The 13,253-nt window shown below is 50.5% G+C and carries 10 protein-coding genes; 2 read left to right on the top strand and 8 right to left on the bottom strand.

Annotated elements, in window-relative coordinates; all coding sequences use genetic code 11:
- The first annotated feature begins 38 nt into the window (after window positions 1-38).
- Window positions 39-1,268, top strand: a complete 1,230-nt coding sequence (locus IPG22_14515; protein ID MBK6589500.1) for a DUF418 domain-containing protein — start codon at window positions 39-41, stop codon at window positions 1,266-1,268.
- On the opposite strand, the gene IPG22_14510 is transcribed toward IPG22_14515, so the two are convergent.
- The 5 genes from IPG22_14510 to asnB all read right to left on the bottom strand — a co-directional run bounded on the left by IPG22_14510 (window position 1,260) and on the right by asnB (window position 6,868).
- Window positions 1,260-2,120 carry a class I SAM-dependent methyltransferase gene (locus tag IPG22_14510; GenBank protein MBK6589499.1) on the bottom strand — a complete coding sequence of 287 codons (861 nt, stop codon included), beginning with the start codon at window positions 2,118-2,120 and terminating at the stop codon, window positions 1,260-1,262. The two genes, IPG22_14515 and IPG22_14510, sit on opposite strands and share 9 nt — an antisense overlap.
- Window positions 2,121-2,200: 80 nt before the next feature.
- Entirely contained in the window at window positions 2,201-3,394 is a 1,194-nt protein-coding gene (locus IPG22_14505) for a glycosyltransferase (GenBank protein MBK6589498.1), read from the bottom strand.
- A gap of 3 nt (window positions 3,395-3,397) precedes the next feature.
- Complete coding sequence (locus IPG22_14500; protein ID MBK6589497.1) at window positions 3,398-4,975, bottom strand: MBL fold metallo-hydrolase; 1,578 nt, start codon at window positions 4,973-4,975, stop codon at window positions 3,398-3,400.
- Complete coding sequence (locus IPG22_14495; protein MBK6589496.1) at window positions 4,929-5,528, bottom strand: asparagine synthase C-terminal domain-containing protein; 600 nt, start codon at window positions 5,526-5,528, stop codon at window positions 4,929-4,931. Before IPG22_14495 ends, IPG22_14500 begins: the two co-directional genes overlap by 47 nt.
- Window positions 5,489-6,868, bottom strand: a complete 1,380-nt coding sequence (asnB, locus tag IPG22_14490) for an asparagine synthase (glutamine-hydrolyzing) (GenBank protein MBK6589495.1) — start codon at window positions 6,866-6,868, stop codon at window positions 5,489-5,491. Before asnB ends, IPG22_14495 begins: the two co-directional genes overlap by 40 nt.
- Before the next feature lie 165 nt (window positions 6,869-7,033).
- Between asnB and IPG22_14485 the strand changes: the two genes are divergently transcribed.
- A complete protein-coding gene (locus IPG22_14485) occupies window positions 7,034-8,620 on the top strand; it encodes a right-handed parallel beta-helix repeat-containing protein (GenBank protein ID MBK6589494.1) in 1,587 nt (528 codons plus the stop codon).
- Here IPG22_14485 and IPG22_14480 read toward each other — a convergent pair.
- The 3 genes from IPG22_14480 to IPG22_14470 are packed head-to-tail and all read right to left on the bottom strand — an operon-like array spanning window position 8,613 to window position 13,251.
- Window positions 8,613-9,659 (bottom strand): glycosyltransferase family 4 protein, encoded by a 1,047-nt coding sequence (locus IPG22_14480; protein ID MBK6589493.1) that lies wholly within the window; start codon window positions 9,657-9,659, stop codon window positions 8,613-8,615. The genes IPG22_14485 and IPG22_14480 overlap by 8 nt on opposite strands.
- An 11-nt stretch (window positions 9,660-9,670) precedes the next feature.
- Complete coding sequence (locus IPG22_14475) at window positions 9,671-10,801, bottom strand: glycosyltransferase (protein ID MBK6589492.1); 1,131 nt, start codon at window positions 10,799-10,801, stop codon at window positions 9,671-9,673.
- Window positions 10,798-13,251, bottom strand: coding sequence for an alginate lyase family protein (locus tag IPG22_14470; GenBank protein MBK6589491.1), 2,454 nt, complete (start codon window positions 13,249-13,251; stop codon window positions 10,798-10,800). Before IPG22_14470 ends, IPG22_14475 begins: the two co-directional genes overlap by 4 nt.
- Between the last annotated feature and the right edge of the window lie 2 nt (window positions 13,252-13,253).

Below are 13,253 nucleotides of genomic sequence, written 5' to 3'. Positions count from 1 at the left end.
AAAGCAAGGTCAGAATATTCCCTGTTCAGCTGGACGCTATGGCCGAAGATAAACTCGCCCCAATTTCTATAACCGAACGGATCGAGATCGTGGACGTCCTGCGCGGGCTCGCGATCGGGGGGATCTTTGTCGGGAATATGCAGTGGTTTTCGGGTTACGGCTTCATGCCCGATGCGATAGCCGCTCAGTCACCGTTTGCGGATCAGGCTGCCCGATTTCTGGTGCATGTTTTTATCGAGGGTAAATTTTATTCGATATTCTCGTTCCTGTTTGGATTCGGCTTCGCTCTTCAGATCTCAAGGGCTGCGGATCGCGGTGACACGCAAGCGACCGTCTTCAAACGGCGGCTCTTTTGGCTGCTGATCATCGGTGTCATCCATGCGTTTCTATTGTGGTCGGGCGATATTCTGAGCGTTTATGCGTTGATGGGATTTGTCCTGTTGCTCTTCAGAAAAAAAGCTACCGAGTCGCTGCCGAAATGGATATTTGGCCTGATCATTGCTCCGATCGCGGTTTACGTGATCTTCCTCGTGCTCTTCCTCGTCTTCGCCCCGCCCGACGTTGCCGCCTCGGTCGCAGACGCTAAAAACGGCATGTGGCAAAATGCGGTGAGCGTCGTACCGAATGGAACTTATCTCCGGATAATGGTCGATTACAACCTCAATATTCTGGCTGGGCGCTGGGCCGGGTTAATATTTGAAATGCGTCTGCCGAAGATCCTTGCGATGTTTCTGCTCGGCTTTTATGCCTATCGACGCGGTATTTTTCAGTCCCTCGGAGAAAATAAAGCCTTGATCAGTCGCGTACTTGTTTACGGACTCCCTGTGGGTATCGTTCTCAATCTTATTTTTGCTTATTATGCCGGCCGCGAATCTGTTCTGCCGCCGGAACCGATCGGATTGCTGGGCGTTGTCACATACGGCTTTGGCGTTCCGGCTTTGGCACTCGGAATAATCGCGCTGACTGTAACAGCATGGCAATGCAATTGGGGGCAGAAGATCCTATCGATCTTCGTTCCGGTTGGACGTATGGCCATGACCAATTATCTGCTTCAAACCGTCGTTGCGATCACTATATTCTACGGTTTCGGATTTGGCTTGTATGGAACAACGGGAGCCGCCAAGGCGACGGCGATCGCTCTGACGGTCTTTGTTTTTCAGATAATTCTGTGTACGGTGTGGCTTAAATTTTTCCAGTACGGACCGATGGAATGGATCTGGCGGCAGTTGACTTATCGCAAACGTCTGCCGCTATTGAGATCAAGCTAAGACCTTTTCAAAAACAAACTCATTGCAGCCGAGCCCAACCCCGCCGGATTTGACCTTCGTAAGGTTAAATCCGCGTGCCTTGTAGAATTCGAAGATCTCATCGACCGATGCTACTTCGTATGGATATCCGCCGACCCAGTCGATAATATCGTACCAATGGTTCATGCCGCGGCTGCCTTTGTAATGGGTCCACGAACGAATGTATTCGCCTGGATTCAAGCGTAATAGCGAGCCCGCAAAGCGTTTGGTTTCCTCGGGGAGGATCGTGAGGACGGCGAAAGGTGTCTTCAGCAAACCGGGGAGACGGCAATATGTTTTCTTGATCCAATGCCAGCGTTTCGCTTGATTTCCGGTGTCGTTGTAGATCGCAATGAATAGTTTCCCGCCCTGTTTGGTTGGAATTACGGCGTTCTCGAGAGCTTTCCACATTTCACCGGTGTGGTGCAGCACGCCCCACGAATATACGATATCGAATTTACCCAAACTTGCAACGTAATCGGCATCGAGAGCAGAGCCTTGCTCGATACGCCAATTTGGATCGTTGGGGAAATACCGTTTCCGCAGTTCCTTCGTACAGGCAAACGCATTGCTGTCAAAATCGAAGGAATGAACCCTCGCACCGAGCTTTCTCGCTGCAAGCGAGAACAATCCGCTCCCCGAACCGATGTCGAGAAATGTCTTACCTTCGAGCGTTTCGACCTCGAGCATTGACTTGAGCGAACTGACGGCGGTATCAATGCGTTCGTCATCGAGGACGGATAGAAACGCACTCCAGTTCTTGCCAAATTCGAACCTCTCACCATTCGCAACTTCGTTGCGATGCTGCTCAGCAACATTCAGATTTTCGACCATCGATGTGTTCATATTGAAAGTGGGCGTGGGAGTAGCCCGCTTATCCAAGAAAGGTAGAATAAGTAGTAAATTTCAAAGAATTACGGCATTTGAGCAGTCATCAACGCACGTAACTCATCAACTTTCGCATCCCAGCTTTCGTGAGCGATCGCGTCGCTGACCTCTTCGCGAGGTTTAGGATTGGCGATCGCGTCCTCGATCTTGGCGATAAAATCATCGTGATCCATACCCACCAGGCAGTCAGGCAGAATGCGTACTTCGGGGATATCGGTTGAAACGACGGGCAATCCGGCGGCAAGATATTCGCGGACCTTCAACGGGTTTGCAGCAAGGGTCAATTCATTGATGGCAAATGGATTCAGTGCAACATCAAAGCCTTTGCAATACGCCGGAAGCTCAGCGTACGGCTTTCGGCCGAGGAAGTGAACATTCGGAACATCGTTCAGAACCTTAACTTTCTGTTCGGCATCGACAGCGATCTTACCGATCAGAACAATCGAGCCGTCCTTAAAATGCTCGGCTGTCTTTTTGATCAACTCGAAGTCAACCCAATCGGCCAGAAGGCCATGAAATCCAATGATCGGCTTCGGCAAATTCGCGATCTCATCCGGGAGCTTGGTCGATTCGTTTAAGGCAGTGCGGAAATGCCGCCAGTCGGTTCCGTGCCGAATGATGTGAGTGTTTGGGTTAAACTGCTTTTTAGAATCGTATAGTTTTTCAGCCGACACAACGACCAGATCTGACACGCGAAACAACTCTTCCTCGATCTCTTTAAGAGCAGACGAGCCGGTAAACGCGGTGTATTCATCGACGCAGTAATAGATCAGCGATTCCTCGCCGACCTTGCCGGCGATCATTCCCGCTGCCGGGTTGAACACCATGTTGATGACGTTCGAGAAACCGAGCTTTCGCATCGCCTTTTTGACCTGGCGAATGAGCGACCGTTGATTGAGGTTTACAACCGTCTTGTTGCCGTACGCGGGGATCGCGAGCGGATTAAGAAGAAAAATATTGGGCTCGACCTCACGAATAGGTTCCGTAAAGGCTTTTAATTTCTTGTAGATGCGCGACAGGTCTTTTGATGAGGTCGTCGGCATTCGGTTAGCGATCGCGTTGATCCAGAGAATGCGATTGTCTTTCGAAAGCACACGCATCAGATGTGTTTTCGACAGCGGATCGCCAGTCCAATCATGCGAAAAGCACAGAATATCCCTCCCACGAAGCACGCCCGTTTCTTTCGGTTTATTTGTTTCTTTTGGGTAGCTGACTAACATACTCTAATGCTTCTGCGGCTGGAATTCGAAGCCGAGTTCCGGAAGGTTATAAATACGTCGGATCTCAGACGGCTTCTTGAGAAGCCATGTTTTCCGATCGTAATTTTCACTCTCGAGGTTAAATTTCTTCAGTTTGCGAATCGAGGTTGTAAAGCGCGGCGGATTGAGAAGCAGAAACTGCAACGTACGGAAAGGTGCCTTTTTCAGATCTGCCGCCGTCGGATAGCATGCAAGCAAATTCATACAGATCGATTCGAGATCGACCTCGGCTGTCTTCTTATCGGCAAAATGAATCTCGGCCCCGTAACCAACGCAGATAACATCGGCTCCCCAATCGCTGCCGATGGAATAGCGCAAAACAGAGCTCGAAAGTTCCATGACTAATAGGCTGTCGGCATCCGCAGCAGACGAACGCTTAACCACTGCGACACCATCCGGGAAGGAAATGTTGTATAAATTTAATTCCTGAACGTCAGTTACACGAAGCGAGAATTTCAAACGGCGCAGCTTTTCTGCCGGAAAAAGCGTCATGCGTTTCGTTACATTTCGGAGTAGTTCGCCACGCAAACTTTCTGCGTCGTCTTCGCCAACGGTTGCTTTCAAACGCCGACCCACTATCTCAGTTTTATACTGTTCCTCGACCAGATGATGGAGACCGCCATCCCTCATTTCGCTGCGATAGGGCGAAGATGGAATCATAGTGGTTCCCTCAAGCCTGTCCCCCGAATACATATCCGCGATTTGCGGTTCGTATCCATTTTCGGCAAAGTGCTGCCGATAATACCCCGCGATTTTTGCTCTCGGAAAGCGGGCGTCGTTTATCCATCTTTGATCATCGTCAATTAGGCAAAAGTCCGCCGCAAAGGGCACGGCTACCGCAGGATGAAGTGCTTTGACGATACTACAAAAATTATGAACAAAAAGTTGCTCTCGCGCCAGGCTCGTTCTGTAATCGTCTTTGCCGGCAAGGTGCATTGTATTCGGAAAATAGCTTGCCCCGCCAAATCCGCAGAATAGCACGTCTATCTTCGGCCAGCGCTTTTTGATCTCATTGACGTAAAATGCAATCACTTTCTCGGACGAGGAATGGAGAGCGTCATTCGCATTGATGACAACTTTTCCGCCGCTTTCGATGACGATGACGCTGTCATGCGAGTTGATAATGAACGTGACTTCGGTCTTTTCGGAAATACGGTACTTCTTAAACGTGACGCATTCCCTTACGTCTTCAAAACCCATGCCTTCAATGTATTCCCTAGCTCCACCAAAATAGCTATATGGATAAAATACCTTCGCATCCTTGGGAAAGAGTGACAGTGTGGGTTCATTTAGGTGATCTTCGTGACCGTGTGAAATGAGTATCGCGTCAACCTTATCGGTAAAGCTGGTATTCACCGGTTTAGGGAAAACATACCATTTATCGCAAAAAACCGGAGCCGCCCACCATGGATCAGTTGCGATCCGGGCATCCTCGGTCTCGATAAATAAACATGCGTGGCAAATGTATTCGATCTTCATAGTAACGAGAATGGAATTAAGCGGCGACGAGCATCTCTGCCACAGCGTCTTGCTTGATCTCAAACTGTTCGCCGTCAAAGAACTGACGATGCCAGATCTCGAGATTTACCAATCGAAAGATCCTAGTCGAATTATCCTCACCGGAATTGTGGGCCAAAACAAGTTGGCGAACAAAATCGGAGTCAAAAATGCCGCGGTCAAGCGAGCGTTCACTGAGAACAAACTCGTCAACGATGTGTCTGTAGTCGTTACGAAGCCAGCCGCCGAGTGGAACGGGAAAGCCCATTTTTGGACGCGTGAGTATCTCCTGAGGCAGAAAGCCCTTCATTGCCTCACGAAGTATCCATTTAGTTGTTCCGCCGCGAAGTTTCATCTCGGTTGGCATTTGTGCGGTGAATTCAACAAGTCTGTGGTCGAGGAACGGTACACGGCTCTCGATCGATGCGGCCATAGACATTTGGTCCTGCTTCATCAGCAGTTCGTGCAGGTATGTTTTTGTGTCGACGTATAGAAGCTTATCCAGAACGGCTAGCGCATCAGTGTTGTTAAGCAATTCATTTTGCGGGGCGTAAGGGTTCAAATCGATGATCTTGTCGCGGGTGGCCCTCGAAAACATCCGGGCTTGCATTTTCTTTGGAAAGATAGCGAAGTTGTCAAAAACAAATTCTCAATATCCGCATCGCGAGAAAGAAACGTTCGGCCCAGCTTACGGTTGAGTGAATCTGGCAGCGTTGCAACCCCACCTCGAACGGCGTTCCGCAGAAACGCTGGGGTCATCTTCTCGTATCTTTTGCCATAATCTAACAGAGCGAGCGCCTTCTTGTATCTACCGTAGCCGGCCATCGTCTCGTCTGCACCTTCCCCGGTTAAGACCACTTTTACATGCTCCTGGGCGAGCTTCGAAACAAAATAGAGTGGGATGGATGACTCAAAACCGATCGGCTCATCCTCATGCCAGATCAGGTTTGGCAGCTCGGCAAAGAATTGTTCTGGCGAAATGGTTATCTCGTGATGCTCAGTTCCGAAGGCGTCGGCAACGAGTCGAGCATACTCCAGTTCATTCGCTTCGCGGTCGCCGAACGCGACCGAAAAGGTCTTTATCGGCTCACTTACCATCGTCGACATCATCGCCGCGATCGCTGACGAATCTATGCCGCCCGACAGGAACATTCCCAATGGCACGTCCGCCATCAACCTCAACTCGACCGACTGACGGAAAAGATCCCGCCATTCCTCAATATATTGTGCGTCGCTTTTGGGTTCGTGTTTGGGTTCGAATTTGAGGTCCCAGAATTCGCGAATATCAAGCCTTCCGTCTTTCCAGACCATTGTATGACCTGGCGAAAGGCGTTTGACTCCGGAAAAAAGTGTTTCGTCGCCTGACGTACCGTGATTGGCTAGTTGATCGGGTAAGGCGTTGTAATTGAGTTCGGGCTTGACGGCTCCGGCTTCGAGAAGTGCTTTTATCTCAGACGCGAAAAAGAGATTCCCTTCGCTGTCGTGAACATAGTACAGAGGCTTCACACCAAAACGGTCGCGAGCAATGAAGAGTTCCTGTTTTTGTTTATCCCAGATCGCAAAGGCGAACATTCCGCGAAGATGATCGACGCAATCGCGGCCGTATTCTTCGTAGAGGTGAAGGATCGTTTCGGTGTCGCTGCGGTTTTGGAACTTATAGCCTTTCGATTCGAGGCTCTCGCGATGGTCGGCGTGATTGTAAACCTCGCCGTTATATACAATTGAACACGAGCGGTCACTCGAGAACATTGGCTGTGCCCCGTGTGTGACATCCACGATGCTCAGGCGCCGATGGCCGAGCCCAATGTTTCCATCAAGATAAATGCCACCATCGTCAGGCCCGCGGTGATGAATTATGTCGCGCATTCGCACGATTCTTGCTTCGTCAACTTGTCTGCCCGAGCGTGGGGAAAATGCTATTCCGTTGATACCGCACATACCGAGATTAGAAAGAGAGAATAGAGTGGTTTTTGTAGATTTATTTCGCTGTGGAAGCGGCTATTTAGAGATTAACCGTTTTTAACACTAATTACCACGTTTTTTTCGTGTTGTGTGGTGGATTCTGAGGTCTTTTGGTCCTTTAATGTAAGCGTTGGAGAAAATGTGGAAAATCTGATCGTGGTAAATACAGTAAGAGTTAAACAAAAAGAAGTAAAACGCCGCCGTTCGGTGCGATGGCTTTTACCCGTTCTCGCCGTGCTCGTGATCTGCTCTGCGGTCGGCGGAAGCGTCATATATGAATGGAATTACGGCACCTTCGGCTTGATAGGTCCCCAGCCAACCGTCAAAGCGACCGCAGCAGGGCGAGTTATCAAAGTTCCCCCGGGCGGCAACATCCAGGCGGCCCTTGAACTCGCAACGAGTGGCGACATAATTGAACTTCAGGCCGGAGCCGTTTATTCGGGAACCATCACGCTGCCGAATAAGCCGTTGACGGATTATGTAACGATCCAGTCATCCGCCGTTGGGAATCTCGTACCCGACAAACGGGTTTCACCTGCACAGCGCTCGTCGATGGCGACCATCACAGCGGGAATGCTTGGTCGCCCCGCGATCGCAACCGCGAAGGGAGCTCACCACTACAAATTCATCGGGATCGAGTTTGCGGCAACGTCATCGACGTACAACTACGGTCTTGTCGTTCTGGGAAATGGCGAAACCGCCGTGAATCTGCCGCATCATATTGAGATCGACCGTTCATATATGCGGCCCAACAAGACCGGCGTCGTCCGCCGGGGCATCGCTCTGAACAGTGCCGAAACGATCGTCAAGAACAGCTACATCGAGGGATTCGGCTTTCCAGGGGAAGAAACACAAGGCATCTGTGGTTGGACCGGAACTCGGAACGTCAAGATTCTCAACAATTACATCGAAGGAGGAGCCGAGAACATCATGTTTGGGGGGGCTGATCCGGCATCGGCGGATCTGATCCCTATTGATATAGAGGTGCACGGGAACTACCTGAATAAACCGCAAGCGTGGGCTGACAAGGTGTCGGTCAAGACGCTGTTTGAGCTAAAGAACTCAAAACGTGTCCGATTCACCGGTAATCTGATGACCAACAACTGGAAAGGCTCGGCGTTCCGCATCACCATCCGAAATCAGGACAACGGAGCTCCGTTCTCGACGATCGAGGATGTTCTGATCAAGGACAACATCATTGATGGTGCGGGCGACGGAATCAACATTTTGGGCAAAGATGATCTTTATCCGAGCCAGGTACTCAAGAATTTAACGATCGAGAATAATCTATTTCTTAACATCCGAGGCGATAAGGAATTCGAAGGCGGCGGCTATTTGATCCAGGTGACACAGGGCGAAGGCATTACGATCGTGAACAATACTGCCTTTAACTGGGGCAGCACGATAAAATTCTACGACACGATGCCCAAAGCTTTCGTTTTCCGCGATAATATTATCGGGCACGGTTTGTATGGTGTTCACGGCATCGACAATCGCTCTGCGCAAGCCCAAACGCTGCTGCAAAATAACGTTTTTATGAATCTGAATCGCGTTCCGACCAGCGACTATGCCTTCCCTGCCGGAAACACGATCGTCGCGAGCATGGACGAGATCAGATTCGCGGATCCGAACGCAAAGGATTTCCGTCTAGCACCCGCCAGCAAATACCGAGGAAAAGCTAAAAACGGAAAGAACCTGGGCAGCGACCTGGCTCCGATGCCTAGGTAACGAGCATTTGTTCGTAGAGGTCGATCACTGCGTCGATATTATCCGTATCCCCAATTCCTCGCGGCTCCCTGTGTATTGTCTGAGAGATCTCCCGAACCTTCTCGAGGAAATTCTCCTTGTCGCCGATCTGGATCAAATGCGTACCTTCAGGCCTCATGCCATTTTCCGTTGCAATAACCGGCGTTCCGAGGAAAAGCGCTTCACGAACTGAGATCGCATCTCCGTCAAATAGCGTTGTTCGCAATAAAATATCGGCTTTGTCTATCAGGTGAAGCGTAGCGGCGTGTTCAACGTTGCCGGCAACCAGGATACTTTCAGTATAATTACTTCCGGCGACCGCATTTTCGACCTCGCTGCGGAGCGAGCCTTCGCCAACCAACAGCAACCCTGCTTTTGGAAAATCTTGTAAGACCTGCCGCATCGCCTCGATCTGAAACAATGGATCGTAATCCTTTTCAAGGCCGCCTACAGAAAGCAATAGCGGTGAATGATTTGCAATAAAGCGGGCTAGCTCGAGCGGAACGGCAACGCTCGCGTCCGGCGGCCTCAACGAAAATGGCAGTATCTTGTGTATTTTTTTATCCGCGACGCCAAATCGGCGAAAAGTCTCAGCAAGTGCATCGTTAACCGCAATGATCGCTCCAAAACGGCGAAACGTGATGCCGTGTTTCGAAAATCGCCTGGCAACTTTTGCTTCGTCGGTTAGCGGAAATGCTCCGGAATGTACGGTAAGCACACTTCTCTTACGGCCAAAGAGCGATGCGATCATGGCAAGGCTCAGCACTCGGCTATTAAGCTCGCCGCCGACATGGAGATGCACAATCTCGTATCTCAGCGACGACAGCAGCTTGAGAATTTCCGAAGCCCCGGTTGGATGGTAGACGTCGGGTTCGTCCCTGATCGAAGTACTTCGAGATGTGGCAATGATCGAGCATTTATCACCGCGTTTTACTAGCTCGTCTCGGATCGCAAGCATATTCCGGCTCACGCCGCCCTCGGGCGGCGGATATGGGCCTAGTTGTAAAACGTGGATCGACATCGGACATTATGTTACCGCAATAGGGACTCGTACAGCTGAACCGTTTGCTGTAACTGAGTCGATTCAGAGAAGCTTGAGGTTGCGATCCGCCTTCCTTCGGCACCAAGACGAGCCGCTTTCGAAGGATCGCCGAGGAGATCGAGCAGATGTACGGCGAGCGATCCGTCGTCATCAGAATTTATCAGATAGCCGCTTCGATCATGGACGATCGCCTCGCTCGCACCGCCAACATTCGTCGCGACGACTGGTTTAGCCGCAGCCATGTATTCGAGGATGGCATTTGAAAACCCTTCAGCAGTTGATGTGAGAACACACGCATACGAATTCGTAAGCAGTTCCGGAACATCGCTACATCGGCCAATGAAATGAACGTTGTTGCCGATACCAAGTTCAATCGCCATTGCCTGCAAACCGTCTTTTAAGCCACCTTCGCCGGCAATTACGAAATGTGCTGTAGTATCTGAAGCTAGTACGGCCGTGGCCGCCCGAAGCAGCATCGGGATATTCTTAACATCGTGACGCAGGTTCGCAACGAGTGTGATCAGTCGAATTCCATCATCTTCGGGCAACAAGTACTTTTGCAAAAAACCCGCTCGATCGTTCAAGGTAATGTTGAATCTCTCGGTATCGAGCCCATTGTAGATCAGGTGGATTTTCGTAGCTGGAATTCCACGGACCTTAAGATAATTTACGACTGATTCGGAATTTACAACGATCGTATTCGCCCGGCCAAAGGCGAACTTCTCTACCATATCCTGGCGAACGGACCTCATACCACCGGTTTCACGTTTCGAAGCAATTCGAGCTTTCACATTTGCCATCGAGGCGGCCGCCATTCCGAAAACATTCGTATAAAAATCATGCGTGTGGATGAGATCTATTTGATTTTCTTTCAGGTATTTAGCGCACGCACGTACCTGCTTGACGAAGTTCGCATTGTAGAAGGATGTTAGTGGAAATTCGGGAATCGCCGGCAGCCCGATCTCGTCGATCTCCGCCCGCAAAATGCCTTCATTGCTGAGCGTCGCGGCGAAAACTTCGAATGATCCTTCATTCTTCAGCAATCGTGATAGAGCTATCGCCTGGCGTTCCGAGCCGCCCTGGTTAAAGCTCCCGATAAACTGTAGAACTCGTTTTTTCACTGTTCGGCACGGCGGCGGTCGGAGTTTAGCAGACGGCGGTCTTTCTTTCTGCGGTCGATGAACCGGAGAGGGAAAGTACGCATTTCTTTCTGAGTCTTGACGTAAACATCGTTGCCAAGCCGCCGTATTGCAGCGTATTCGACATGCCCTGATTCGAACGCTTCATTTCCCTCGAGCAACAACTGATCTCCATCGATCAATACGAATTCGTCCGGGGCAGACTCTTCGCTGCTGAGCCGCGCCCACGAATATCTAAAACTTGACGAGAATATTCCGTTATCTAGCAAACCACGCTCGTCATTGACGACGAAAACGTCCATATATCCGACATATCGAATGACAAATGCTCTACCTGATGCCATCTCAACTTCAGAAACCTCGGGTGGCGTCACACCAGCGTCCATCGGCATTACGAAGGTAAAAAACTCTTGTTTCCCGCTGCCCTTGGAAATGAACCGCATGAACGGGGCATTTGTCCGGTTCCCGTGGTTCTTCGAGATCCAGCTTTCTTTATGATCCCAGCTACCGTTGTCTCCGAAAGTGTAGATGCGATGGTCAGTTCCGCCGATCCATCTGCCTTCGCCGCCTATATTTGTTCGAACGCCTGTATCGAAATGAAAATTCAGAGAGTATTGATGTTCGCCTTGTGTCTCAACCAGGTCACGAATGATCCAATAATCATTTTTCAAAAACAGAATGCTCCGACTGTGCGTCGCCGGGTCATTCAACCGCTCGTAACCGTTGTGCGATCCTTCAAACAGGTCAAATCGATCGGTAGATATCCAATTATCTCTTTTTGCCTCTGCTCTCGTCTTCCAGCTAAATGCGGTTGCCGGCTCAGATGAAGAAACGCCGTCGATCTCGAGCGTATTGTGTGCCGCCGTGGACCGGAAATAGTCGCGAAGCTCACAGGACTCGTGATATGTGTATGTTCCCGAATCAACAAGCAGCGTCTTACCGTGAACCGCAACCTCAATAGACATTGCATCGGCATGGCCGTGACCACCCGCAAGCGAACCAACTTCGCCGCAATCGACGATGAGATAATTGTCCGTGTCGCTCCATCCATCACGCATGACGCAATAGCCGCCGTTGGCGAAATCAGTTGAGGTTATGGCGGGTTCTTCTGCCTCGATGGCCGTGAATAACTTGATCGAATCCGGACCGGTCAACCAGAATAGATCTTCGCTCGGCTTTTCGCTCACATATTTTTGATCGCTGCGGTCAAAAATAACGGCGCTCAGAGCTAGAGTTCCGCGAAAATCGTCCGATTCGGCGGTCGTCAGCGGAAGCATACGGCCGCCGTCGTCGTCGCCGATGATCGGGGTTTTTCCGTCCGGCATCGTCACCTGCATAAGGAAGTCGAACGTTTGCTCTAATCGGTTTTCCAGATCAACAGCCGCGGGATGATAATAGGGCTCGCCCCACAGAGATCTCAGCACAACAAAGTGAGCATAAAAATCCGCTGTATATCGCTGATACCACGTGCTTTGCTCAAAATATACCCCATCACGGAACACTTGCTTTGGGATCTGGCTGAACAGGATATCTTCGCCCAACTTTCGCCAATGGGCCGCTTTGTCGAGAAACGGCAGTTGTGTTCCGAGGTAATAAAGACCGAGGGCTTCGCCAGTAATGTGCGTATTCGGGCTGTAGTATGTCGAGAGATATCGCTCTATATGACGGCCGTGAAGGTATAGATACTTGACAGCTCCGTGAAACAGCTCTGGCGTAAATCGGTCGGAATTCTTGAAGAAATGAAACGCCCAGATCCACGACATTGACCTGAACGCGACCTCTAGGCTGCTCGCCCAGTTTATGCCGAGTCCCGGAGGATTCTCCTTCATCCAGGAGTCTAGATGGCGGACAAAGGCGTCTGCAAAACGTTCTTCCCCGGTTAACCAATACGCCACGCCGAGCGTAAAGAAATGCTGATGACGGTTGAGTTCCCAAATGACCTTCTTGTTTCCAGTCTCTGAAGTATCGAGGTCATCGAACTTTTTCCAGTGCTTGAGTGGCGACCGCTTTGAAGACAGCGGCTCACGATGCCAATCTATCTCTCGGCCGACGTACAGATTCTTAAGCCCCATCAGATCGATGCGGCCTTCAACAATATTCTCAGCCGCAGAAATGAAGGACGTGGCGACTTCCTCGCCAAATGTCGAATTGAACACCTCGATTGAGGCATTAGGCTCTTTGAACGAAAGAAAGAACTTTTCCGAACCGTTTTTGAAGAACTTCTGCCAGATGGTTTCGGCAATGACCGGCTTTCCTGCGAACTGGTCCGCTTCGATCAGTTTTACGAACTCCTCATCGGTCGGTATCTCACCACCGCCGCCGCGTTGTTCCCGAAACACCGAAAGAGCCTGACCGCCGCGCGTTAGCACCTCATCCAGACTGCGGATCTTCTTGAATTTATCGAGCGGTTTTGCCATCGTCGCTAACGCCATCT

The sequence above is a fragment of the Acidobacteriota bacterium genome (genome assembly GCA_016703965.1).
Classification (GTDB): Bacteria; Acidobacteriota; Blastocatellia; order Pyrinomonadales; family Pyrinomonadaceae; genus OLB17.
This window is presented reverse-complemented; position numbering and strand designations above follow the sequence as displayed.